Below are 23,293 nucleotides of genomic sequence, written 5' to 3'. Positions count from 1 at the left end.
CCGTCGGCGGCACCCTGCCCCTTGCCCCTCCGGGAGACGTCCATGCTCGAGAAGACCTACCCCTACTACCTGGCCAACCGCCCGCAGCACCCCAACGCCGACCTCGAGGTCCGCGACAAGTACAGCGGCAAGGTCGCCACCCGCGTGGCCGTGCCCGATGCACGCGCGATGGAGAAGGCGATCGCGGCGGCGGTAAAGGCCACCGCGCCGATGCGCGCGTTCAAGCCCTGGGCGCGCCAGGCGGTGCTGGAACACTGCGTGGCGCGCTTCGAGCAGCGCCGCGACGAATTGGCGCTGGCGCTGTGCGTGGAAGCAGGCAAGCCGATCAAGGACGCCGCTGGCGAGGTGACGCGGCTGATCGAGACCTTCCGCATCGCCGCCGCCGAAGCGGTGCGCCTGGATGGCGAGACGCTCAACCTGGAACTCGCGCCGCGCCTGGACGGTTATCACGGCTTCACCAGGCGGGTGCCGATCGGCCCGGTCTCCTTCATCACGCCGTTCAACTTTCCCCTCAACCTGGTCGCGCACAAGGTCGCCCCGGCGATCGCCGCCGGCTGCCCGTTCGTGCTCAAGCCCTCCGAGAAGACCCCCATCGGCGCGCTGATCATCGGCCAGGTGCTGGCCGAGACCGACCTGCCCAAGGGCGCGTTCTCGATCCTGCCCGTCGGCGGCAAGGAAGCCTCGCCGCTGGTCGAGGACGAGCGCTTCAAGCTGCTTTCCTTCACCGGCGGCCAGATCGGCTGGGACCTCAAGGCCCGCGCAGGCCGCAAGAAGGTGGTGCTGGAGCTGGGCGGCAACGCGGCGTGCATCGTCGATGCCGACCAGGGCGACAAGCTCGACGCCATCGTGCAGCGGCTGGTGTTCGGTGCGTTCTACCAGTCCGGCCAGAGCTGCATCGGCGTGCAGCGGATCTACGCGCACGCCTCGCTCTACGAGGCCCTGAAGAAGAAGCTGGTCAGCGCCACGAAGAAGCTCAAGGCAGGCGATCCGAAGAAGAAGGACGTGTTCATCGGCCCGATGATCGACGAGGCCGCGGCCGAGCGCCTGCACGGTTGGATCGAAGAAGCGCGTCGCGCCGGCGCGACATTGCTCTGCGGCGGCAAGCGCGAGGGCAACATGCTGGAAGCGACCCTGATGGAAGGCGTGCCGCGCGACGCCAGGGCCAACCGCATGGAAGCCTTCGGTCCGTTCGCCTTGCTTGCCCCATTCGACACGTTCGACGAGGCCATCGGGCTGGTCAACGACTCGGACTACGGCCTGCACGCGGGCATCTTCACCGACCGCCTCGAACACGCCATGCGCGCCTGGGACGAGCTGGAACAGGGCGGCGTGATCGTCAACGACATTCCCAGCTTCCGCGTCGACAACATGCCCTACGGCGGCATCAAGCTGTCCGGCTTCGGCCGCGAGGGCGTGCGCTATGCCATCGATGACATGAGCGAAGTGCGGTTGATGGTGATGCGCCGGCCGGCGTGAAGCTCAGTCCTCCGCCGGCCCCTCGTTCTCCGTCGGCACGTCGGTCCGCCCGCGCCACGCATACCAGTGATACAGCGCCATGCCGACGTATTCGTGCATGGCGGCATTGGTGACGTAGAGGTTGTACGCGCTGGGCAATAGCGACCACACGCCGCGCAGATAGTCGGCGCGTACCGGCGTCACCTTGATCCCGAAGTGCTCGAACGCGAACACCGCCCGCCGCAGGTGGTGCGCCGAGGTGACCAGCCAGACGCGGTCGGCGCCGATCTGCCGGAGCATGCCGCGCGCGTACAGGGCGTTACCCCAGGTGGTGAGGCTGTGCTTTTCCAGCACCATGTCCTCGCGCGGCACGCCCAGTTGCATCAGCGTGCGCTTGTAGGTGCGAGCGAGCGGCTCGCCCGTGTTTTCCGCATCACCGCCGCTGACCAGCAGCGTGCAGCGTGCGCCGGACGCACGGCAATCGCGGTAGAGCACGACCGCCTCGGCGATGCGCGAATAGGCGGTGTGACCCGGCTCCAGCGGGCCGCCCGGTGGATAGGTCGCCCCGGCAGTGAGCAGGACGATCGCATTGGACGGCGCCCAGTCCAGCGCCGGCCGCTGCGCGTAGGGTGACTGCCATACCCGCAGCAACAGCTTGGGCAGCCCGCCGCAACCGGCCGCGACGAGGAACGCCAGCGCGAGCACGATGCCGGTGAGTCGCAAGCGTCGCCAGCCCAGCCGGCCGGCCAGCCAGGCGAGGGCGAACAACGCGATCAGCAGGTGCACGGTCATCGGCGGCGCTCTCAACGGTCGAGTCCGGCATTATGCGGACGCAAAGATGAGCGGAAAGTCGTGCAGGAACGCACCCTGTACGCGACCGTGCGGGCAGTCGCGCGCAGGCTGCGCTCTTGCGGGGAGACGTCATCGCGCCTGCTACGCTCCAGCCACCCCACGAAGGACCACCGCATGACGACGCTCGTCTTCGTCCATGGCTGGAGCGTGACCAGCACCGCCGTCTACGGCGCCATGCCGCGGCGCGTGCAGGAAGCCGCGCGCAGCGCGGGCCTTGCGTTGACGGTCCACGACATCTACCTGTCCAAATACGTGAGCTTCGACGATGCGGTGACCATGGGCGACCTGGTGCGCGCGTTCGACCGCGCCCTGCGCGACCTGCACCTGTCGACCGGCAGCGTCGCCTGCATCACCCATTCGACCGGCGGTCCGGTGGTGCGCGAATGGCTGCGTGCGCAACGCGACACGCCAGGCAGCTACAGCACCATCCGGCTCAGCCACCTGGTGATGCTGGCGCCGGCGAATTTCGGCTCGGCGCTGGCCAGGCTGGGCAAAGGCACGCTGGGCCGGCTCAAGGCCTGGTTCAACGGTGTCGAGCCCGGGCAGCGCATCCTCGACTGGCTGGAACTGGGCAGCGCCGCTTCACTTTCGCTCAACCTCGACCACATCCATGGCGCCGACCCGGCGGCGAAGGGCCAGTTCCTGTTCGTGCTGACCGGCGACCGGCCCGACCGTTCGCTCTACGACCACCTCAACAGCTACACCGGCGAGAACGGCTCCGACGGCGTGGTGCGCATCGCCTCGGCCAATCTCAACGCACGCCATGCCGTGCTGGCGGTGGCGGCCGGGAAGCGCGGCCTCGCGGCCGACACGCTTTCGCTCAGCCTCCTGCGTGGCCCGCGCTGCGCGTTCAAGCTGATTGCGGGAGCCGCGCACTCGGGCGAGGACCAGGGCATCCTCGCCGCCGCGGCCCCGGCGACCGTCGACGCCATCGTGCGCTGCCTCGCCGTCAACGACGCTGGCGCCTACGCGGCCGTGTGCGATGCCTTCGACACCGAGAACCGGGCCCGCGATGCCGACAAGGTGGAGTTGGAGCCGGCTGGCCCGTTCGCCCCGCGCGTGCACATCCACGACCCGCGCAGCATGCTTGTCCTGCGGCTGGCCGACGACACAGGCGAGCCGCTCACCGGCGCGGGTTTCCTGCTCACCGCCGGTCCGGAGGCGAGCCTGGACCAGTTGCCGCCCGGCTTCCTGACCGACCGGCAGGCCAACGCAGCCGATCCCTGCACGGTCACCCTGTTCCTCAACCATGCGCTGCTCGCCGGCGACGCCCGCGTGCCCGACCCGCGCAATCCGCGGCGCACCCTGCGTGCTGCCGTGGCCAGCCACCGCCCGTACGGTGCCCGCGTGCAACCGGCCGACCTGGCCGGACTGGTGCACCACGTCCTCGCCGCCAGCGCCGCGGACGAGGACCTGTTCGCCATGCTGGGTCCGCACCAGACCACCGTGCTCGACGTGGTGCTGCCGCGACGTGTCCACGAAGGCGTGTTCCGGCTGACGCGGGACCTCGTGCCGCACGATTTCCGCCATCCCGATCCGGGCCCGTCGATCGGCAATTGAGGCGGCCAGGCCGGCACGGCGTGGTACCGTGCCGCCGTTACGCCACTGCCCACCTGCATGTCCGAGACCCTGCACGTCCTCGTCGCCGCCTGCCGGCACGCGCAGGACATCCGCAAAAGCCGATTCCTTGCACAGGCCGCACCGGTCACGTCGATCGGGCAGGCGATGGCCTTCCTGCACGAGGTCGCCGACCCGGCGGCCACGCACAACTGCTGGGCCTACCGCATCGGGCAGGACTACCGCTTCAACGATGACGGCGAACCCGGCGGCACCGCTGGCCGCCCGATCCTGCAGGCGATCGAGGGGGCCGGCGTGGACCGCGTGATGGTCGTGGTGACCCGCTGGTACGGCGGCATCAAGCTCGGCGCCGGCGGGCTGGTGCGTGCCTATGGCGGCACCACCGCCGAATGCCTGCGCCTGGCCGAACGCGTGCCACTGGTGGCGATGGCACGGCTGACCGTGCACTGCCCGTTTGCCGACCTGGCGCTGCTCAAGGCCCGTTGCCCCGGCTGGCAGGCGCGCATCGAACACGAGAGTTTCGACGCCGACGGCGCCACGCTGGAGCTGGAGCTGCCGGCCGACGTTCTCGGGGAAGCCTGCGCACGCATCGTCGACCTCACCCGTGGCCAGGCCCGCGTGCGCACGGTGCCGCTCGCGTAGCACAGCTTTCGCCGGCGCTTAACCGAAGGTCCCTGCCGCTCCACCGCCGCCACCAGCGCGCCCGCCCAGCCATGGCGGCACCGCTATCCCCCCGGCCATGCCCGAGCCAGCGCCCGAACGGCAGGCTGTCGCAGCGAGGGCATCGCAGCCACGGGCCCGCAAGGCGCCCGCACAGCCGGAAGCCAAACCACAACTCAGGGAGCAGGTTGCCGTGCCGATGCCGGCACCCATGCCGGCGCCGCCTGCGGTCATGGAAACCGCCCCTCCCCTCGTCACGCCGCTACCCGCGCGCCCCGCAGCAACGACTGCCAACTTCGCGGCAAAGAACCCGGCCGCCGAGCTCGCGGCGATCCGCCAGTTGTTCGCCCAGGGCAACGACAAGGAAGCAAACGAGCGGCTCGCCGCTTCCGCAAGGCCCATCCGGACGTCGCTCTTCCCGACGATCTGCGCACCCACCTGCCGCAGCCCTGACCGGAACCGTGCCCCACCTGATCCTGCAGGCGCGCACCTGTGCGCGACCGCGGGGCCGTGCTTGCCCTTCCTGCCCTCCTCCGGAGGACGGCCATCGCGCCATCTTGCGCATGACGGTCGCGCACAGGGTGCGCTCCCACCTCCGCGAGTGGCGGGGGCAACGGAAAGGCCGACGGGCCGGGAAGGCTGCACCGCACCCATCCACGCTATGCTCCCCACCGCGGCCTGCCGGGGAGCGGTCGCGAGGGGCGCGCCACCGGCGCGCAGGGGAACCAACCAGAACGGAAACCGCTTTCGTGAATGCCCAAGCCCAAGGCGCCAAGCGCACCGAATTCACCCTACGCGGCCTGATCATCGGCATCGTCATCACCGTGGTGTTCACCGCGGCCAACGTGTTCTTCGGCCTGAAGGCCGGCCTGACCTTCGCCACTTCGATCCCGGCAGCGGTGATCTCGATGGCAATCCTGCGGGCGATGAAGAACTCGACGATGCAGGAAAACAACATCGTGCAGACGGTCGCCTCGGCCGCCGGCACGCTCTCCTCGATCATCTTCGTACTGCCGGGCCTGATCATCATCGGCTGGTGGAACGGCTTCCCGTTCTGGATGTCCTTCGGCATCTGCGCCACCGGCGGCATCCTGGGCGTGATGTACACGATCCCGCTGCGCCGCGCGCTGGTCACCGACTCGGACCTGCCCTACCCCGAAGGCGTGGCCTGCGCCGAGGTGCTCAAGGTTGGCTCCAGCAACTCGGCCGAGGCGGCCGAGTCGGTCGAATCCGGGGGCGCCGGGCTCAAGGCGGTGATCGTGGGCTCGATTGTCTCGGCGGTGTTCTACGTGATCGTCAAGACGCGCGTGTTCGCCGAGGCGGTCTCGGACTACTTCCGCGTCGGTGACCGCGGCGCGGCGACCGGCTTCGACTTCAGCCTGTCCTTCGCGCTGTTCGCGGTCGGCCACCTGGTCGGCCTGTGGGTCGGCGTGGCGATGCTGGTCGGCGCCCTGATCGGCTGGGGCTGGGCGGTGCCGCACTTCCTGCTGCTGCATCCGGAAGCCGGCTCGGCGGCCGACGCCGCGCAGGCGACCTGGAGCCACTACGTGCGCTTCGTCGGCGCCGGCACGATCGGCGTGGCGGCGATCTGGACGCTGGCCAAGCTGGTCAAGCCGGTGATCAGCGGCCTGGCCGGGGCCATGGCCGCCTCGCGCGTGCGCAAGGCCGGCAAGCTGGAAACCTTGCCGCGCACCGAGCACGACATCCCGATCGGCGTGGTCGGCCTCATCACGGCGATCTGCCTGGTGCCGGTGGCCTGGTTGCTCGGCCACTTCGCCAACGTCAGCGGGCTGGGCTCGCACACCGCGCTGCTGGTGATCGGCGGCGTGATCTTCGTGGTGATCTTGAGCTTCCTGGTCTCGGCGGTGTGCGGCTACATGGCCGGCCTGATCGGTTCGTCCAACAGCCCGTTGTCGGGCGTGGGCATCCTGGTGGTGATCATCGCCGCGCTGCTGCTGGTGCTGGGCGTCAAGGCGATGGTGCCGGAGGAAGCGGGCAAGGCGCTGGTGGCGTTCGCGCTGTTCATCACCGCGATCGTGTTCGCGGTGGCCTCGATCGCCAACAACAACCTGCAGGACCTCAAGACCGGCCAACTGGTAGACGCCACCCCCTCGCTGCAGCAGTGGGCGCTGGTGATCGGCGTGATCGCAGGCGCGGTGGTGATCCCGCCGGTGCTGGACCTGCTCAACCAGGCCTACGGTTTCCTCGGCGCCCCGGGCGTCGATCCCGCCCGCGCATTGCCGGCACCGCAGGCCGGCCTGATCTCGGCGCTCGCCCAGGGCGTGATCACCGGCAACATCGACTGGAGCCTGATCACCATCGGCGCCGGCATCGGCGTGGCACTGATCATCGTGGACGAACTGCTGGTGCGCACCAGCCGCGCGCGCCTGCCCCCGCTGGCGGTCGGCCTGGGCATCTACCTGCCCACCTCGACCACGCTGATGGTGGTGGTCGGCGCGCTGGTCGGCGCCTGGTTCGACAAGCGCGCCGACCGTCGCCCGGACGGCGAAGCGACCAAGCAGCTGGGCGTATTGCTCGCTTCCGGCCTGATCGTGGGCGAAAGCCTGCTCGGCGTGGTGGTCGCCGCGATCGTGGCGATCTCCGGCAAGCAGACCCCGCTGGCGCTGGTCGGCAATGGCTTTGAAACCCCGGCGATCTGGATCGGCGGCATCGTCTTCGTTGCCAGCATCGTGGTGATGTACCGCTGGATCGCCCGCATGGGCCGCGGCACCGCCTGATGCCTTGAAACCCTCCAGGGCCCACTTGCCGGATTCCGGTTCGTGATCCTTCCCCCGTTCGACGGGGGAAGGTGCCCGACAGGGCGGATGGGGGAAGCCTTGCCTCAAAGCCTCGAACGACCGGGGCTCCCTGGCGCAGCACAGGGAAGGGAGCGGCCGCGCAGCGCTTGGGGAATGCCCGCCCGCCCCCACCTCTTGAGGCTTCCACCCCTCCAGGCGCCTCGATGAGCGACCCCACGCCCCCCGGCAAGCCCACCGCCCGCGTCGGCGCCCTGCGCCAGCTGTGGCCTTTCCTCAAGCCGCACAAGGCGTTGGCGATCGGCTGGCTGGTGTTCCTGGGCCTGTCCTCGGGCTCGACCCTGGTGTTGCCGATGGCGGTTCGGCACATGATCGACGCCGGCTTCGGCCATGCCAGCGCCGACACGATCAACCGCACCTTCCTGGGCCTGTTCGCCGTGGCGCTGGTGCTCGCCTTCGCCACCGCGGCGCGTTACTTCTGCATCACGCTGCTCGGTGAGCGCTCGCTCGCAGCGCTGCGCACGAAGCTTTACGCCCACGTGATCCGGCTGGACGTGGGCTTCTTCGAGCGCTCGCGCGTGGGCGAACTGACCTCGCGCCTGGGTACCGACACCGAAGTGGTACAGGCGCTGATCGGCTCGGGCATCTCGGTCGCCCTGCGCAGCGCGGTGATGCTGCTGGGCGCCAGCGCCATGATGGTGTGGACCAGCCCGCGGCTGGCCGGTCTCACGGCGCTGGTGATACCGGCGGTGATGCTGCCCATCCTGGTGTTCGGGCGCCGCGTGCAAAGGCTGTCGCGCGCCAGCCAGGACCGTCTCGCCGACGCCGCGGCGATCGCCAACGAAACCCTCAACGCCGCGCCCGCAGTGAAGGCCTATGCGCGTGAAGGCATCGAGAGCCGGCGCTATGGCGACGCCATCGACCGTGCGCTGGACAGCGCACGCCGGCGCATCGGCATGCGCGCGCTGCTCACCGCCGCGGTGATCGTGCTGTTCTTCGGCGCCATCACGCTGGTGCTCTGGGTCGGCGCGCGGGACGTGCTGGGCGGCAAACTCAATGCGGGCATTCTCGGCCAGTTCGTGCTGTATGCCGTGTTCGCCGCCGGCTCGGTAGCCGGACTGTCGGAAGTTTGGGGCGACGTGTTGCGCGCCGCCGGCGCCATGGAGCGGATCGGGGAACTGTTCGGCGAGCAGGCGCACATCGCCGATCCACCGCAGCCGCTCGCCCTGCCCCCGCCGGTCAGCGGCGCGCTGCGTTTCGAGCACGTCGGCTTCCACTACCCCACGCGGCCGGATGCACCGGCGCTGCACGACTTCAGCCTGGACATCCGTCCCGGCGAAACGGTGGCACTGGTCGGCCCCTCCGGCGCCGGCAAGAGCACCGTGTTCGCCCTGCTGTTGCGCTTCTACGACCCGCAGACCGGCGCCATCCGGCTCGACGGCATCGACCTGCGTGCGCTCGCCCTGCAGGAATTGCGCGGCGCCATCGCGCTGGTACCGCAGGAAACCGTGATCTTCGCCGGCAGCGCCGCCGACAACATCCGCTTCGGCCGCCAGGCGGCGAGCGGCGAGGAGGTCGGCGAAGCCGCCCGCGCCGCCGAAGCGCACGAGTTCATCAGCGCGCTCGCCGACGGCTACGACGCCGAACTGGGCGAACGCGGCGTGCGCCTGTCCGGCGGCCAGCGCCAGCGCATCGCGATCGCGCGCGCGATCCTGCGCGACGCCCCGCTGCTGCTGCTGGATGAAGCCACGTCGGCACTCGACGCGCAGTCGGAAGCGGCCATCCAGCAGGCCCTCGAACGCCTGGAGAAAGGTCGCACCACCCTGGTCATCGCCCACCGCCTGGCTACCGTGCAACGCGCCGACCGCATCGTGGTGATGGACGGCGGGCGCATCGTCGCCCAGGGCACCCACGATAGCCTGCTGGCCGAAGGTGGGCTATACGCGGAGCTGGCGCGCTTGCAGTTCGTCGCCTGATCCCTGCCGCGGGATGGCTCGATCTCTCCGCGGGAGAGAAGGTTGGGTTGAGGGGCCGGGGCTCGCCGTAGACATCCGCGTGGCACGCCTGTTGCCGTCAACTTGACGCACGCCACCCGAGCATCGACACATGCCCGACCCGCTGCTCCAGCCCCGCCCCGAGGGCCTCTACTGCCCCGCCGGCGGCTTCTACATCGATCCGGCCGAGCCGGTGGCGCAGGCCGTGGTCACGCACGCGCACGGCGACCATGCACGCCAGGGCAATGCCTGTTACCACGTGGCACGCGCCGGACTCGGGCTGATGCGCGAGCGATTGGGCGAGCCGGCACGGATCGAGGCCTACGACTACGGCGAACCGTTCACCCTGGGCGAAGTGCGGGTCTCGCTGCATCCGTCGGGTCACATGCTGGGCGCAGCGCAGGTGCGGATGGAACACGCCGGGCGCGTCGTGGTCGTTTCAGGCGACTACAAGCGCGAGCCGGACCCGACCTGCGCGCCGTTCGAGCCCGTCGCCTGCGACACGTTCGTCACCGAATCGACGTTCGCCCTGCCGGTGTATCGCTGGCCGCCGATGACGCAGGTGGTCGATGAGCTGCTCGCGTGGTGGGACGACTGCGCCCGCCGCAAGGTGTCGGCCATGCTGTTCTGCTACGCGCTGGGCAAGGCGCAGCGGCTGCTGGCGGAGTTGGCTCCCCGGGTCGATCGCGTGGTGCACCTGCACGGCGCGCTGCTGCGCCTGACCCGGCTCTATCGCGACGCCGGCGTGGCGATGCCTCCCACCCAGCCGCTGGAGGAGAACGCGCGCGGCGCCGCGCTCGCCGGCGAACTGATTCTCGCGCCGCCCTCGGCGGCCGGTTCACCCTGGATGCGGCGATTTCCGAACGCCTCGACCGCCTTCGCGTCGGGCTGGATGCAGGTTCGGGGCAACCGCCGCCGACGCGGCTATGACCGCGGCTTCGTGGTGTCGGATCACGCGGACTGGGATGGCCTGCTGCGCAGCGTGCGAGACAGCGGGGCCCGCCGCATCTACGTCACCCATGGCGACGGCGACGCGCTGGTGCGCTATCTGCGCGAGCAGGGTCACGATGCGCTGCCGCTGTCGGCCCTGGGAGCCTGAGCAATGCGCCGCTTCGTGCAGCTCTACGCCGCGCTCGACCGCACCGGGTCCACGACCGCCAAGCGCGACGCCATCGCCGCCTTCCTGCACGACGCGGCGCCGGCGGACGCCGCGTGGGCGGTATACGTGCTCGGCGGCGGCAAGCTCCGCCGGCTGGCCAGCTTCACCGAGTTGCGCCAGGCGACCGGCGCGGCGACCGGGTACCCCGACTGGCTCATCGACGAAAGCTACGCGCATGTGGGCGACCTGGCCGAGGCCATCGCCTTGCTTTTGCCGCCCGGCGAGCGGTCCGACGACACGCCGTTGCACGTGTGGATGGAGCAGCGTCTGCCGTCCCTGAGCCGGCTCGATCCGAGCGCTCGCGTAGCCCAGTTGCAGGCCTGGTGGGCGACCCTTCCATCGGAGGAGGTCTTCCTGCTCAACAAGTTGATCACCGGCGCGTTGCGGGTGGGCGTGTCGCAGCGGCTGGTGGTGCAGGCGCTGGCGCTTTGGTCGCAGTTGCCGACCGACCTGATCGCCCACCGGCTCAGTGGCGACTGGAAGCCCGATGCCACCTCGCTGGCCGCGCTCGCACAGCCGGCCGGGGACGACGCCCACCGCGAGCATCGGCCGTACCCGTTCTTTCTCGCTTCGCCGCTGGAGTCGCCCGTGGAAAGCCTCGGCGGGCGCGCCGAATGGCTGGCCGAATGGAAATGGGACGGCATCCGTGCCCAGCTCATGCGTCGCGGGGACGAGGCTCGGCTGTGGTCGCGCGGCGAGGAACGGCTGGACGGCCGCTTTCCGGAAATCGAGCAGGCTGCCCGCGCCCTGCCCGCCGGCTGCGTGCTCGATGGCGAGATCCTGGCCTGGGACAGTGATGCGGCAGCGCCGCGGCCGTTCACCGCCCTGCAGAAGCGCATCGGCAAGCTCAAGCCCGGCGCGAAGCTGCTGGCCGAGACGCCGGTGCGCTTCATGGCGTACGACCTGCTGGAACTCGATGGCGCGGATCTGCGCGAAACGCCGCTACGTGAACGACGCGAGCGGCTTGCCGCGGTGCTCGAAGGCATGCCCTCGACCCTGCTGCTCTCGCCGGCGGCCGATACGGACGACTGGACCGCGCTGGCGCAGCTGCGCGAGCAATCGCGCGAGCGGCGCACCGAGGGCCTGATGCTCAAGCGCCTGGACTCGCCCTACCGCGTCGGCCGCAAGCGCGGCGACTGGTGGAAGTGGAAGGTCGATCCCTACACGCTGGACGCGGTGCTGATCTACGCCCAGTCCGGCCATGGCAGGCGCGCGGGCCTGTTCACCGACTACACCTTCGGCGTGTGGGACCGCGGCCACCTGGTCCCGGTGGCGAAGGCCTACTCGGGCCTGGACGATGTCGAGATCGCGCGTCTGGACGCCTGGATCCGCGCGCACACGCTCGAGCGCTTTGGGCCGGTGCGTTCGGTCGAACCAGAACATGTATTCGAGTTGGCCTACGAGGCAATCCAGCGCTCGGGCCGGCACAAGTCGGGGGTTGCCGTGCGCTTCCCGCGCATTCTGCGCTGGCGGTCGGACCTGTCGATCCGCGATGCCGACCGGCTGGAAGACCTGAAGCGCATGGCGGAAGGCTGAGTCCCACTGTAGGAGCGCACCTGTGCGCGACCGTGGGCCTCCCGGTCGCGCACAGGTGCGCTCCTACAGATATCCCGCGGTCAGAACCGCACCAGCAGGATGAGCGCGATCAGGAGCGCCAGCACCGCCGCCGTGGCGATCAGCCACCACACCTCGCCGCGGGGGCCGGCCTCGTCCTCGGGCAGATGCTCGACGGCCGGTTCCGGTGGCGTACCGGCCGGCGCGGGCAACAACCCGGGCGCGTCGACCACGAAACGGTGCATGGCGATGCCGAGTTGGTCACCCGGGTGCAACGCCGCCTGTTCCACCGCCATGCCGTTGAGCCGCAGGGGGTAGCGCGGCGGCGTCGGCCCGGCGGCCACGCGCAGCTCGCCTTCCTTCCAGAACAGCGCCAGCGTGGCCGTTGCGGCTTGCGGCAACTCGAGCGGCTGGTCGCCCTGCGGGCCGAGCTCCAGCCGCTCCTGCAACGGGAACACGCGCCCGGACAACGGCCCGGCGACCGCGCGCAGGGCGGCGGTACAACGGCCCTGCTCTGAGAGCGTGACCGGCTTGCGCGTGGCTGGCACCTCGTCCGCGCACAGCAGCATGCGGCAATCGCCCAGGCTCAGGATGTCGCCGGCGCGCAGCAACGCACGTTCGCGCACGGGGCGTGCGTTGACGTAGACGCGGCCCGCGCCCGAAAGCACTTCGAGCACCCAGCCGCGGCGGTCCTGCAGGATGCGCAGGTGGTGCGCCGCCCCCTGCTGGGCCGAGACCACCAGGTCGTTGTCCGGCGCGCTGCCGATGCGCAAAGCGACCTGCGCCCAGCGGAATTCCTCGCGAGCCGAATTGGGGAACTCGATGCGCATCTAAAGACCGATCCAAAGATGGCCGGGACTCTAGCAGATGCGTGGCCTCTCCTTCGCGCACGCCGCGTAAGATGGGCGATCCACACGGAGGCCTTTTCCATGCCCAAGATCGACATCCGCCGCCCGCACAACCTCCCGCTGGACCAGGCCCGCGCCGTGGTCGACAAGGTCGCCGCGCGCATGCGCGAGAAGTTCGACATGCAGAGCCAGTGGCAGGGCGACACCTTGCGGTTCTCGCGCTCGGGCGTGAGCGGCGGCATCGCGGTGGCGCCCGAATCGGTGCACGTCACCGCCGAGCTCGGCCTGATGCTCTCGCCCCTCAAGGGCATGGTGGAGCAGGAAATCCGGCGCAAGCTGGACGAGTACTTCGGGGGCGCCGCCTGAGCTTCCTTTGATCAGGCGCCCGGACGTGGCATACTTGCCCGCTTACGCGGCCGCCACGGCCGGGCCCTACACACCGGAACGCATGGCCAAAGACGACGTCATCGAAATGGAAGGCACGGTCCAGGAGACCCTGCCCAACACCATGTTCCGTGTGCAGCTGGAAAACGGGCACGTGATCACCGCCCACATTTCCGGCCGCATGCGCAAGCACTACATCCGCATCCTCACGGGCGACAAGGTCAAGGTCGAGATGACTCCCTATGACCTGACCAAGGGGCGGATCACCTACCGCATGAAGTAGGCGCCACCGGGACAAACGAAGAGGCCGCGCATTGCGCGGCCTTTTTCGTGCCCGATCTACCCCTCCCCTGCATGCAGGGGAGGGTTGGGGAGGGGTCACACGCCACGCGAGCGCGGGCTACCCCTCCCAGCCTCCCCCTGCACGCAGGGGGAGGAGCGCATCACTCCACCACCACCGGCATCTTCTCGGCCGCTTCGGTCTCCACGTGCAGTTCGCCGTCGCGCACGCTCAGCAGCACCTTGCCGCCCTCGGACAGCTTGCCGAACAGCAGCTCGTCCGCCAGCGCCCGCTTGACCTTCTCCTGGATGACGCGCGCCATCGGACGCGCGCCCATCTGCGGGTCGAAGCCGTGCTCGGCCAGCCAGCGGCGGGCGTCGGCATCGACATCCAGGCTGACGTGCTTGTCGGCCAGCTGCGCTTCCAGCTCGATCAGGAACTTGTCGACCACGCGCAGGATGTGCTCGAAGTCCAGCGCATGGAACTGGATGACGGCGTCCAGGCGGTTGCGGAACTCGGGCGTGAACATCTTGCGGATGGTTTCCAGCGAGTCGGTCGCGTGATCCTGCTTGACGAAGCCGATGCTGCGGCGCGATGCCTGCTGCGCGCCGGCATTGGTGGTCATCACCAGGATCACGTTCTTGAAGTTCGCCTCGCGGCCGTTGGTGTCGGTCAGCACGCCACGATCCATCACCTGCAGCAGGATGTTGAACACGTCCGGGTGCGCTTTCTCGATCTCGTCCAGCAGCAGCACGGCGTGCGGGTGCTTGGTCACCGCCTCGGTCAGCAGACCGCCCTGGTCAAAGCCGACGTAGCCCGGAGGTGCGCCGACCAGGCGCGACACCGAATGCGCTTCCATGTACTCGGACATGTCGAAACGGATCATCTCGATGCCGAGCTGGAGCGCCAGTTGCTTGGTCACCTCGGTCTTGCCGACACCGGTGGGACCGGCCAACAGGAAACTGCCGATCGGCTTGGTCGGGTCGGCCAGGCCCGAGCGGGCCATCTTGATCGACGCGGCCAGCGCCTCGATCGCCTGGTCCTGCCCGAACACGACCATCTTGAGGTTGCGTTCGAGGTTCTTCAGCACGTCGCGGTCCGAGGCCGACACCTGCTTGGCCGGGATGCGCGCCATCTTGGCGACGATGTACTCGACCTCCGGCACGTCGATAGTGCCGGTGCGCTGATCCTCCGGCAGCAGGCGCTGGCGTGCGCCGGCCTCGTCGATGACGTCGATGGCCTTGTCCGGCAGCAGGCGGTCGGGGATGTGCTTGACCGACAGGTCCACCGCGGCCTTCAGCGCCTCGTTGGTGTAGGCGACGTTGTGGTGCTCCTCGAAGCGCGTCTTCAGGCCCTTGAGGATCTCGATGCTGTCGGCCACGGTGGGCTCGACCACGTCGATCTTCTGGAAGCGGCGGGCCAGCGCGCGATCCTTCTCGAAGATCCCGCGGAATTCCTGGAACGTGGTCGAACCGATGCAGCGCAGCTCGCCCGACGCCAGCATCGGCTTGATCAGGTTGGACGCGTCCATCGTGCCGCCGGAGGCGGAGCCCGCACCGATGATGGTGTGGATCTCGTCGATGAACAGGATCGCGCCCGGCTGCTTCTTGAGCTGGGTGATCACCGCCTTGAGGCGCTTTTCGAAGTCGCCGCGGTACTTGGTGCCGGCGACCAGGGCGCCCAGGTCGAGCGACCAGATCACCGCGCTCTCCAGCACCTCCGGGACTTCGCCCTCGACGATGCGCTTGGCCAGGCCCTCGGCCAGGGCGGTCTTGCCCACGCCCGCGTCACCCACGTAAAGCGGGTTGTTCTTGCGCCGGCGGCAGAGCACCTGGATGGTGCGCTCGATCTCGTCCTGGCGGCCGATCAGCGGATCGATCTTGCCTTCCAGCGCCAGGTCGTTGAGGTTGGTCGCGTATTCGCTGAGCGGGTTGCCCTTGCTGTCGGCACCCTCCTCGCCCTCGCGCTCGCTGCCGGGCATGCCGGTGCTCGGCTCGTCGCCGATCTTGGCGATACCGTGCGAGATGTAGTTGACCACGTCCAGCCGGGTGATCTCCTGCTGGTGCAGGAAGTAGACGGCGTGGGAGTCCTTCTCGCCGAAGATCGCCACCAGCACGTTGGCGCCGGTGACCTCCTTTCGGCCGGAGGATTGCACGTGGTAGACCGCGCGCTGCAGCACGCGCTGGAAGCCGAGCGTCGGCTGGGTGTCGCGCTCGTCCCCGTGGGGCAGCACCGGCACGGTCTCGGCGATGATCCGCTCGAGCTCGGCCGACAGCCGCGGCAGGTCCACGCCGCAGGCGCGCAAGGCGCCCAGCGCGGACTGGTTTTCGGTGAGGGCGAGCAACAGGTGCTCCACGGTCATGAACTCGTGGCGCTGCTCACGGGCCTGCTTGTAGCAGTGGCCGATGGTGACTTCGAGATCCTTGCTGAACATCCGGACCTTCTCCGCTTGGGGAATGACAGGGCGGCCTAGCCGCGATGGCTACAAGATGGGGCCGCTCATAGCTTTTCCATAGTGCACAACAAGGGATGCTGATGAGTCCGTGAGTACTCGTTCACCTGCGTCACTTTCGTCTCCGCCACCTCGCGGGTGAAGACGCCGCACACGCCCTTTCCGCGGGTATGCACGTGCAGCATCACCTGCACCGCGCGCTCCTGGTCCATGGCAAAAAAGCCGCGCAGCACCTCGACCACGAAGTCCATGGGAGTGAAATCGTCATTCAGCAGCACAACTTGAAAAAGTGGCGGCCGTGCCAGTTCCGGACGGCTGGTCTCGACGGCCAGGCCGTGTCCGCTGCCGGGGTCGTGTTCGGGTTCGTGGGCCATTGCTCGTGGGGACTTTGTACTGGTACGGAGTATACGCCGCGGTGGATGCAGCCTAAGTCGCGCCGCCGTGCAGGACGCGACCCGTTTAGGTGATGGCACAATGGCGCATTTCCAGCCCCCTCGTCCCCCGATGTCCGCCACTTCCGCCGCCTCGTCCGTCTGGCGCCCCCACGTCACCGTCGCCTGCGTGGTGGCGCGCGGCCCGCATTACCTGATGGTCGAGGAGGAAGTCGGCGGTCGCCTCGTCTACAACCAGCCGGCCGGCCACCTGGACGACGGCGAGAACCTGCTGCGGGCCGCCGTACGCGAGACGCTGGAGGAGACCGGCTGGACGATCGAGGTGGAACACTTCCTGGGCGTGCACCAGTGGCGCAGTACCGAGCATGGCGAGGGCGTGGTGCGCTTCAGTTTTGCCGCGCGCGCGGTGGCGCACGATGCGCACCGGCCGCTGGACGCGGGGATCCGTCGCGCAGTCTGGCTGACCCGCGCGGAGATCGCTGCGCTGGGCGACCGCCTGCGCAGCCCGATGGTGCTGCTCAGCATCGACGCCTGGCTGGCGGGGCGGCGCCTGCCGCTGGATGCACTGTCCAGTCTGCTTGCGGGGCCTGACTTGCCATGAAGGTGATGCTGGGCGTCTCCGGCGGGGTCGACTCGTCGGTCGCCGCGCTGCTGCTTCAGCAGGCCGGCCACGAGGTCGAAGGCCTGTTCATGCAGAACTGGGAAGAAGACGACCGCGACGGGCCGTGCAGCGCCGACGCCGACCGCAAGGACGCCCTGGCCGTCTGCGGGCGCCTGGGTATCCCCTTTCACGCACGCAACTTCGCCGGCGAGTACTGGAAAGGCGTCTTCGAGCACTTCCTGGCCGAGTACCGCGCCGGTCGGACGCCCAACCCGGACGTGCTGTGCAACCGCGAGATCAAGTTCAAGGCGTTCCTGGACGAGGCGCGCGCGCTGGGCGCAGAGAAGATTGCCACCGGGCACTACGCGCGCGTCGACGAGCGCGACGGCCAGTACCGCCTGCTGCGTGCGGTGGACGCCGGCAAGGACCAGACCTACTTCCTGCACGCGCTGGGCCAGCGGCAACTGGCGTCCACGCTGTTCCCCGTCGGCGAGATCGAGAAATCGCAGGTGCGCGAGCTGGCCCGTGCCGCCGACCTGCCCACGCATGCCAAAAAGGATTCGACCGGCATCTGCTTCATTGGCGAGCGCGACTTCCGCAGCTTCCTGGCGCAGTACATTCCAGCCCGTCCCGGCGAGATTCGCACCCCGGAAGGGACCCGGGTGGGCGAACACCAGGGGACCATGTATTACACGCTGGGCCAGCGGAACGGGCTGGGCATCGGCGGGCGCCAGGGCATGGGCAGCGAGCCGTGGTACGTGGTTGGAAAAGACGTGGCGGCAAACGTGCTCTACGTGGCACAGGGCGGCGAGAACCACTGGCTGCAATCGAAAAAGCTGCAGGCCGAAGCGCCGACCTGGGTCGCCGGCATGGCTCCGGCGACCTCGTTCCGCTGCACCGCCAAGACCCGCTACCGGCAAGCGGACCAGGCATGCGAGGTCCAGGTGTCAGGCGCCGGCCTGGAGGTGTACTTCGACGAACCCCAGCGTGCGGTCACCCCGGGCCAGTCGGTGGTGTTCTACGACGGCGAGGCCTGCCTGGGCGGCGCCGTGATCGCGGCCACCGACGCGCCGTACGGTGGTCTTTCCCCCTTCCCGCAGGACCTTGAGACGTGCTCGACACCCTCGCCATGAACGAACCGCGCGTGCTCGCGCTGGCCGGCCTGTTCCAGGCGGCAGGGCTGGCGCAGCAGCTGGCCAACCAGGGGCGCTGCGACGAGGGCGCGATGGAGTCGAGCGTGGCCAGCGTGTTCCGTATCGACGCGCCTTCGGTGGCGGCCGTCTACGGAGGTGTAGGCGGCGTACGGCTGGGGCTGCGCAACCTGATCGGCCAGCTCGACGACAGCAGTCGCGACATGGGGCTGACGCGGATGGCGGTCACCGTCATGCGGCTGGAACGCAGCCTGGCCCGTCGTCCCGAGCTCACCGCCAAACTGCAGGAGGGCATCGTTGCGGCGAAGCGGCAGGTCGACCATTTCGGGCAGGACTCCCCGCAGGTGGTCCGGCGCCTGGCCGATCTCTACGCCTCCACCCTGTCGACGCTGAGCCCGCGCGTGATGGTCAGCGGCAATCCGCAGTTCCTGCAGCAGCCGGCGGTGGTGGAAAAGGTGCGCGCCAACCTGCTGGCGGCCATACGGTCCGCCGTGCTGTGGCGGCAGGTCGGCGGGCGGCAGTGGCAGATCGTCCTCAACCGCCGCCAGTGCAGCATGCTGGCGCGGGGGTTGTTGACCGGGGTGACGCTGGACAACGGTTGAGTCGTAAAGTCCCCGGAGCCCGCTTGCGGGCGATGCTCCTGGCCAGGTGATCGAAAGAACATCGCCCGCAAGCGGGCTCCTACATGTTCACGGCCAATCCGGGGCGCTGCTGCGCCACCTTGCAGAGCAGCTCGGCGAACGCCTGGATGTCCGCATGCCAGGGCGACGCCTCTCGCCAGTACAGCGCGATTTGCCGGCCCGGCACCGCGCCTTCCAGCGGCACCACCGTGAGTTCGGGCCTGGAAGCCAGCCGCTCGCGCGCCAGCGCCGGAACCAATGCATAGCCGCCGCGCAGGCCGACCAGCGCCGCCAGGCTTTCCAGGCTCACGTCCTGTACGTGGCCGCCATGGCCGCCCTGCCCGTCGATGCCGTCCGGGTGGCTCTCGGCCATCAGCGTGGCCTCGGCCTGGTCCAACTCGTCCAGCGACACGCTGGCGCGGCCGGCCAGCGGGTGGTCGGCCCGGAACAGCACCTGCCACGGTTCGGCGAACAACGGCCGGGTGGCAATGCCGCTGGGGGCGTTGGCCGGCGGCACCAGCACGGCATCCAGCTCGCCCTCGTGCAGGCGGCGCAGCAACCCGCGCGGCTTGCCTTCGGACAGGCTCAGCCGGGCTGACGGGAAATGCAGCGGAAACGGTTCGACCAGATGCGGAAGCAGGTAGGGACCAAGCGAGGCCGGCACGCCCAGGCGCAGCTCGCCGCCAAAGGCGACCGTGCCGGCGCGGGCCGCCTGCTGCAGATGCTCGGCCGCATCCAGCACCGCGTCGATCCGCTCCAGCAGCCGCTGCCCGCCCGCGGTCGGCACGATGCGCCGACCGCCGCGCTCGAACAGCGGCGCGCCCAGCGCCTGTTCGACCTTCTGCACCTGGTGGGACAGGCCCGACGGGCTGATGTGCATGGCCCGCGCGGCGCTGTTGAAGCTGCCGTGCCGATGCACGGCCTGGACGAGCGCCAGGTCGCGCAGCGATACCGCAGAGAGCGCCGTCGAAATCATCGAATGCTGCATGTCACCAAAAGCGTTTGTACGGAAGGACGGGCCGTCGCATGCTTGGCGGCCAACGGCGGGAAGGTCGGCTCAACCCGGCCATTCTAGCCGCCCCGCTCGCCCGCGCCGCGCGAACGCACTACCCAGCCAAACCCGCCAAACCTCGAGCGCCGCGAGGACGCATGGCGCGGTATTTGCGATAATCACGGGCCTTTGCGCGCGCTTGGCCGCCGCAATGCTGCCTCCCCAGCCGCTTCAAAGCTCAAGCCAGGAGTTTCGTCATGAAAGACTCGTTTTCCATCCGCGACACCCTCGAGGTCAACGGCAAGCGCTATGCGTACGCCAACCTCGCCAAGTTCGGCGAGCGCTTCGACCTCAAGCGGCTGCCGTACTCGCTGAAGATCCTGCTTGAGAACCTGCTGCGGCACGAGGACGGCATCAACGTCACCACCAAGGAAATCGAGGCGGTCGCCAACTGGCAGGCCAAGGCCGAGCCCGACACCGAAATCTCCTTCATGCCCGCGCGCGTGGTGCTGCAGGACTTCACCGGCGTGCCCTGCGTGGTCGACCTGGCGGCGATGCGCGACGCGGTGGTCAAGCTCGGCGGCGACGCCACCCAGATCAACCCGCTGGCGCCGGCCGAACTGGTGATCGACCACTCGGTGCAGGTCGACGCCTACGGCTCGGAATCGGCGCTGGAAAAGAACGTCGAGATCGAATTCGAGCGCAACCAGGAGCGCTATGCCTTTCTGCGCTGGGGCCAGAAGGCGTTCAACAACTTCAAGGTGGTGCCGCCGCGCACCGGCATCGTGCACCAGGTGAACCTGGAGCACCTGGCGCGCGTGGTGTTCACCGCGGAGAAGGACGGCCAGCTGTGGGCCTACCCGGACACCGTGTTCGGCACCGACTCGCACACCACCATGATCAATGGCGTGGGCGTCCTGGGCTGGGGCGTGGGCGGCATCGAGGCTGAGGCGGCCATGCTCGGCCAGCCCTCGTCGATGCTGATCCCGCAGGTGGTCGGCTTCAAGCTCACGGGCAAGCTTGCCGAGGGCGTCACCGCCACCGACCTGGTGCTGACCGTCACCCAGATGCTGCGCAAGCTCGGCGTGGTGGGCAAGTTCGTCGAGTTCTTCGGCGACGGCCTCAAGCATCTGCCGCTGGCCGACCGCGCCACCATCGGCAACATGGCGCCGGAATACGGCGCGACCTGCGGCATTTTCCCGATCGACCAGGAGGCGCTGAACTACCTGCGCCTGTCCGGCCGCAGCGAAGAGCAGATCACGCTGGTCGAGGCTTATGCCCGCGCCCAGGGCATGTGGCACGACGAGAACAGCGTCACCCCCGAGTTCACGACCACGCTCGAGCTCAACCTCGCCGACGTGCGTCCGTCCATGGCAGGCCCCAAGCGCCCGCAGGACCGCGTGCTGCTCGAAGGCGTCAAGCAGAGCTTCCACGACGTGGTCGGCCCGCTCACCGCCAGCCGCAAGTCCGGCAGCGGCAGCGTCGGCGTCACCAAGGACGGTGAGAATTTCACCCTGAAGGACGGCTCGGTGGTGATCGCCGCGATCACCTCCTGCACCAACACCTCCAACCCGGCGGTGATGCTGGGCGCCGGCCTGGTCGCCAAGAAGGCCGCCGCCAAGGGCCTGAAGGCCAAGCCGTGGGTGAAGACCTCGATCGGCCCGGGCTCGCTGGTCGTGACCGACTACCTGGAAAAGACCGGCCTGCTGAAGGAACTGGAGAAGGTCGGCTTCTACATCGTCGGCTACGGTTGCACGACCTGCATCGGCAACTCCGGCCCGCTGCCGGCCGAGATCAGCCAGGGCATCGGCGCGGGCGACCTGGCGGTGGCCTCGGTGCTCTCGGGCAACCGCAACTTCGAAGGCCGCGTACACGCCGAAGTGAAGATGAACTACCTGGCCTCGCCGCCGCTGGTGGTCGCCTATGCGCTGGCCGGTACGCTGGACATCGACCTGACGTCCGATCCCATCGGCCTGGGTAGCGACGGCCAGCCGGTGTACCTGAAGGACATCTGGCCGACCAACCAGGAGATTTCCGACGCCATCGCCGGCGCGATCAACCCGCAGATGTTCGAGAAGAACTACGCGGACGTGTTCAAGGGCGACAGCCGCTGGAACCAGATCCGTTCGGCCGAGGGCGCGCTGTACGGCTGGGACGATTCGACCTACATCAAGAACCCGCCGTATTTCGACGGCATGACGATGGAACTGTCCAAGGTCGACGACCTGCACGGCGCGCGTGTGCTGGGCCTGTTCGGCGATTCGATCACCACCGACCACATCTCCCCCGCCGGCTCGATCAAGAAGGACAGCCCGGCGGGCCGTTACCTGATTTCCAAGGGCGTGGAGCCCAAGGATTTCAATTCCTACGGCTCGCGCCGCGGCAACGACGACGTGATGGTGCGCGGCACCTTCGCCAACATCCGCATCAAGAACCTGATGCTGGACGGCGTCGAGGGCGGCTACACCGTGCACGTCCCGTCGGGCGAGGAAATGGCGATCTACGACGCAGCCATGAAGTACAAGGCCGAAGGCACGCCGCTGGTGGTCATCGCCGGCAAGGAATACGGCACCGGCTCGTCGCGCGACTGGGCGGCCAAGGGCACGCTGCTGCTGGGCATCAAGGCGGTAATCGCCGAGAGCTTCGAGCGCATCCACCGCTCGAACCTGGTCGGCATGGGCGTGCTGCCGCTGCAGTTCAAGCACGGCGAGAACGCGCAGTCGCTGGGCCTGACCGGCAAGGAGTCGATCGAGATCCTGGGCCTGGAAGGCGGCGAATCGAGGGAAGCAAAGGTGGTCGCCACCGCGGCCGACGGCACGAAGAAGGAGTTCGCCGTGCACGTCATGCTGCTCACGCCGAAGGAGCGCGACTTCTTCCGCCACGGCGGCATCCTGCAGTACGTACTGCGCCAGCTGGCCGGCCGCAAGGCGGCCTGAGGCCAGCGCCTGGATCCAGCGAAAGGCCGCCTCCGGGCGGCCTTTTCGTTTCCGTAGTCCCCTGCATCCGGATGTTCCTTCCCCCGCCTGCGGGGGAAGGTGCCTGGAGGGCGGATGGGGGAGGTCTTGCCTCAGACTCCCCTATCAAGGGTCCGCTTCGTGAGGGCAAGCCTTTCGTCCAGGCTTCCCCCATCCGCCTGTCGGTACCTTCCCCCGCAAGCGGGGGAAGGCTCGGTAGGAGGCGCACGGGAACTGTGAGCGACAGGCCAACGGGCTAAAGCTGCCGCTTCCACGTCGCGCTGTAGCAGCGCCACTCGTCCCCTTCCCTGCGCCACGCCGTTTCCACTTGGTACACGCCCGCCGCATCCGGCAGCAGGCGGCTGCCCTGGGTGAGCGTCACGGTGAAGTCCGCCACCAGCCGCTCGCCGCGCCGCTCCACCGAGATCGGCCCGAGCGTCACCCCGACGTGCTCACCGCGCAGGCGCGCCAGCCGGATCAGGTTCGCGATCTCTTTCCGCCCGAGCCGGCCGCCATTGCCGTCGAAGTCCTCGCTGAGTGGCTCGACCACGCCGCCGGCATCGGCCCGTTCGGCCGCCCGTTCGGCGGATGCGATGGCTTCGCGCACGCGCG

19 protein-coding genes are annotated in these 23,293 nt (G+C 69.0%); 13 read left to right on the top strand and 6 right to left on the bottom strand.

The genetic code is table 11. The features are described from left to right. Window positions 1-42: 42 nt before the first annotated feature. Window positions 43-1,476: an aldehyde dehydrogenase family protein gene (locus tag ACFWZU_RS13365; protein ID WP_439702036.1), complete on the top strand. Its 1,434-nt coding sequence runs from the start codon at window positions 43-45 to the stop codon at window positions 1,474-1,476. Window positions 1,477-1,479: 3 nt separating this feature from the next. Here the strand turns inward: ACFWZU_RS13365 and ACFWZU_RS13360 are convergent, their stop codons facing one another. After that, window positions 1,480-2,247 carry a YdcF family protein gene (locus tag ACFWZU_RS13360; protein ID WP_439702035.1) on the bottom strand — a complete coding sequence of 256 codons (768 nt, stop codon included), beginning with the start codon at window positions 2,245-2,247 and terminating at the stop codon, window positions 1,480-1,482. 174 nt (window positions 2,248-2,421) lie between these two features. On the opposite strand from ACFWZU_RS13360, the gene ACFWZU_RS13355 reads away from it, so the two are divergent. The 6 genes from ACFWZU_RS13355 to ACFWZU_RS13330 all read left to right on the top strand — a co-directional run bounded on the left by ACFWZU_RS13355 (window position 2,422) and on the right by ACFWZU_RS13330 (window position 11,990). Continuing rightward, window positions 2,422-3,867, top strand: a complete 1,446-nt coding sequence (locus tag ACFWZU_RS13355) for a phospholipase (protein ID WP_439702034.1) — start codon at window positions 2,422-2,424, stop codon at window positions 3,865-3,867. Between the two features lie 57 nt (window positions 3,868-3,924). Beyond that, window positions 3,925-4,527 carry an IMPACT family protein gene (locus ACFWZU_RS13350; protein ID WP_439702033.1) on the top strand — a complete coding sequence of 201 codons (603 nt, stop codon included), beginning with the start codon at window positions 3,925-3,927 and terminating at the stop codon, window positions 4,525-4,527. A 767-nt stretch (window positions 4,528-5,294) separates the two neighbouring features. Further along, window positions 5,295-7,283 (top strand): OPT family oligopeptide transporter, encoded by a 1,989-nt coding sequence (locus ACFWZU_RS13345; protein WP_439702032.1) that lies wholly within the window; start codon window positions 5,295-5,297, stop codon window positions 7,281-7,283. A gap of 224 nt (window positions 7,284-7,507) precedes the next feature. Continuing rightward, window positions 7,508-9,277: an ABC transporter transmembrane domain-containing protein gene (locus tag ACFWZU_RS13340; protein ID WP_439702031.1), complete on the top strand. Its 1,770-nt coding sequence runs from the start codon at window positions 7,508-7,510 to the stop codon at window positions 9,275-9,277. A gap of 130 nt (window positions 9,278-9,407) precedes the next feature. Further along, window positions 9,408-10,394: a ligase-associated DNA damage response exonuclease gene (locus ACFWZU_RS13335; protein WP_439702030.1), complete on the top strand. Its 987-nt coding sequence runs from the start codon at window positions 9,408-9,410 to the stop codon at window positions 10,392-10,394. Between the two features lie 3 nt (window positions 10,395-10,397). Beyond that, window positions 10,398-11,990, top strand: coding sequence for an ATP-dependent DNA ligase (locus ACFWZU_RS13330; RefSeq protein ID WP_439702029.1), 1,593 nt, complete (start codon window positions 10,398-10,400; stop codon window positions 11,988-11,990). 80 nt (window positions 11,991-12,070) lie between these two features. Here the strand turns inward: ACFWZU_RS13330 and ACFWZU_RS13325 are convergent, their stop codons facing one another. Next, entirely contained in the window at window positions 12,071-12,838 is a 768-nt protein-coding gene (locus ACFWZU_RS13325; protein ID WP_439702028.1) for an FHA domain-containing protein, read from the bottom strand. Window positions 12,839-12,937: 99 nt separating this feature from the next. Here ACFWZU_RS13325 and ACFWZU_RS13320 point away from each other — a divergent pair, with 99 nt between their 5' ends. Both ACFWZU_RS13320 and infA read left to right on the top strand, forming a co-directional pair. Continuing rightward, entirely contained in the window at window positions 12,938-13,222 is a 285-nt protein-coding gene (locus ACFWZU_RS13320) for a polyhydroxyalkanoic acid system family protein (protein ID WP_209622850.1), read from the top strand. An 82-nt stretch (window positions 13,223-13,304) separates the two neighbouring features. Beyond that, complete coding sequence (infA, locus tag ACFWZU_RS13315; protein WP_019466733.1) at window positions 13,305-13,523, top strand: translation initiation factor IF-1; 219 nt, start codon at window positions 13,305-13,307, stop codon at window positions 13,521-13,523. 160 nt (window positions 13,524-13,683) lie between these two features. Here infA and clpA read toward each other — a convergent pair whose 3' ends face one another. Next, the gene (clpA, locus tag ACFWZU_RS13310) at window positions 13,684-15,954 is read right to left on the bottom strand and encodes an ATP-dependent Clp protease ATP-binding subunit ClpA (RefSeq protein WP_439702027.1); all 2,271 of its coding nucleotides are present in this window, start codon (window positions 15,952-15,954) and stop codon (window positions 13,684-13,686) included. A 65-nt stretch (window positions 15,955-16,019) separates the two neighbouring features. Then, a complete protein-coding gene (clpS, locus tag ACFWZU_RS13305) occupies window positions 16,020-16,346 on the bottom strand; it encodes an ATP-dependent Clp protease adapter ClpS (protein ID WP_091332759.1) in 327 nt (108 codons plus the stop codon). A 130-nt stretch (window positions 16,347-16,476) separates the two neighbouring features. Here clpS and ACFWZU_RS13300 point away from each other — a divergent pair, with 130 nt between their 5' ends. From ACFWZU_RS13300 to hflD, 3 genes are read left to right on the top strand one after another with little or no spacing between them, the layout of a single operon-like run. Then, on the top strand, window positions 16,477-16,965 hold the full coding sequence (locus ACFWZU_RS13300; RefSeq protein WP_439702026.1) for an NUDIX hydrolase: 489 nt from the start codon (window positions 16,477-16,479) through the stop codon (window positions 16,963-16,965). Then, window positions 16,962-18,098 (top strand): tRNA 2-thiouridine(34) synthase MnmA, encoded by a 1,137-nt coding sequence (mnmA, locus tag ACFWZU_RS13295; protein WP_439702025.1) that lies wholly within the window; start codon window positions 16,962-16,964, stop codon window positions 18,096-18,098. The genes ACFWZU_RS13300 and mnmA overlap by 4 nt, the downstream gene beginning before the upstream one ends. After that, window positions 18,095-18,718, top strand: coding sequence for a high frequency lysogenization protein HflD (hflD, locus tag ACFWZU_RS13290; protein ID WP_439702044.1), 624 nt, complete (start codon window positions 18,095-18,097; stop codon window positions 18,716-18,718). Before mnmA ends, hflD begins: the two co-directional genes overlap by 4 nt. Window positions 18,719-18,797: 79 nt before the next feature. On the opposite strand, the gene ACFWZU_RS13285 is transcribed toward hflD, so the two are convergent. Further along, window positions 18,798-19,724, bottom strand: coding sequence for a LysR family transcriptional regulator (locus ACFWZU_RS13285; RefSeq protein WP_439702024.1), 927 nt, complete (start codon window positions 19,722-19,724; stop codon window positions 18,798-18,800). A gap of 260 nt (window positions 19,725-19,984) precedes the next feature. Between ACFWZU_RS13285 and acnA the strand changes: the two genes are divergently transcribed. Beyond that, entirely contained in the window at window positions 19,985-22,663 is a 2,679-nt protein-coding gene (acnA, locus tag ACFWZU_RS13280) for an aconitate hydratase AcnA (RefSeq protein WP_439702023.1), read from the top strand. A gap of 274 nt (window positions 22,664-22,937) precedes the next feature. Here the strand turns inward: acnA and ACFWZU_RS13275 are convergent, their stop codons facing one another. Next, window positions 22,938-23,288 (bottom strand): hypothetical protein, encoded by a 351-nt coding sequence (locus tag ACFWZU_RS13275; RefSeq protein WP_439702022.1) that lies wholly within the window; start codon window positions 23,286-23,288, stop codon window positions 22,938-22,940. Between the last annotated feature and the right edge of the window lie 5 nt (window positions 23,289-23,293).

This window comes from Frateuria sp. GZRR33 (genome assembly GCF_051900425.1).
Classification (GTDB): Bacteria; Pseudomonadota; Gammaproteobacteria; order Xanthomonadales; family Rhodanobacteraceae; genus Frateuria_A.
Note: the sequence above shows the minus strand (reverse complement) of the source record. Positions and strands in the feature narration are given on the sequence as shown.

Coding starts and splice junctions, on each gene's coding strand:
- acnA (WP_439702023.1), top strand. CDS start 19,985: ATGAAAGACTCGTTTTCCATCCGCGACACCCTCGAGGTCAACGGCAAG.
- clpA (WP_439702027.1), bottom strand. CDS start 15,954: ATGTTCAGCAAGGATCTCGAAGTCACCATCGGCCACTGCTACAAGCAG.
- ACFWZU_RS13335 (WP_439702030.1), top strand. CDS start 9,408: ATGCCCGACCCGCTGCTCCAGCCCCGCCCCGAGGGCCTCTACTGCCCC.
- clpS (WP_091332759.1), bottom strand. CDS start 16,346: ATGGCCCACGAACCCGAACACGACCCCGGCAGCGGACACGGCCTGGCC.
- ACFWZU_RS13320 (WP_209622850.1), top strand. CDS start 12,938: ATGCCCAAGATCGACATCCGCCGCCCGCACAACCTCCCGCTGGACCAG.
- ACFWZU_RS13285 (WP_439702024.1), bottom strand. CDS start 19,724: ATGCAGCATTCGATGATTTCGACGGCGCTCTCTGCGGTATCGCTGCGC.
- hflD (WP_439702044.1), top strand. CDS start 18,095: ATGAACGAACCGCGCGTGCTCGCGCTGGCCGGCCTGTTCCAGGCGGCA.
- ACFWZU_RS13365 (WP_439702036.1), top strand. CDS start 43: ATGCTCGAGAAGACCTACCCCTACTACCTGGCCAACCGCCCGCAGCAC.
- ACFWZU_RS13330 (WP_439702029.1), top strand. CDS start 10,398: ATGCGCCGCTTCGTGCAGCTCTACGCCGCGCTCGACCGCACCGGGTCC.
- ACFWZU_RS13300 (WP_439702026.1), top strand. CDS start 16,477: ATGTCCGCCACTTCCGCCGCCTCGTCCGTCTGGCGCCCCCACGTCACC.
- mnmA (WP_439702025.1), top strand. CDS start 16,962: ATGAAGGTGATGCTGGGCGTCTCCGGCGGGGTCGACTCGTCGGTCGCC.
- ACFWZU_RS13325 (WP_439702028.1), bottom strand. CDS start 12,838: ATGCGCATCGAGTTCCCCAATTCGGCTCGCGAGGAATTCCGCTGGGCG.
- ACFWZU_RS13350 (WP_439702033.1), top strand. CDS start 3,925: ATGTCCGAGACCCTGCACGTCCTCGTCGCCGCCTGCCGGCACGCGCAG.
- ACFWZU_RS13355 (WP_439702034.1), top strand. CDS start 2,422: ATGACGACGCTCGTCTTCGTCCATGGCTGGAGCGTGACCAGCACCGCC.
- infA (WP_019466733.1), top strand. CDS start 13,305: ATGGCCAAAGACGACGTCATCGAAATGGAAGGCACGGTCCAGGAGACC.
- ACFWZU_RS13340 (WP_439702031.1), top strand. CDS start 7,508: ATGAGCGACCCCACGCCCCCCGGCAAGCCCACCGCCCGCGTCGGCGCC.
- ACFWZU_RS13360 (WP_439702035.1), bottom strand. CDS start 2,247: ATGACCGTGCACCTGCTGATCGCGTTGTTCGCCCTCGCCTGGCTGGCC.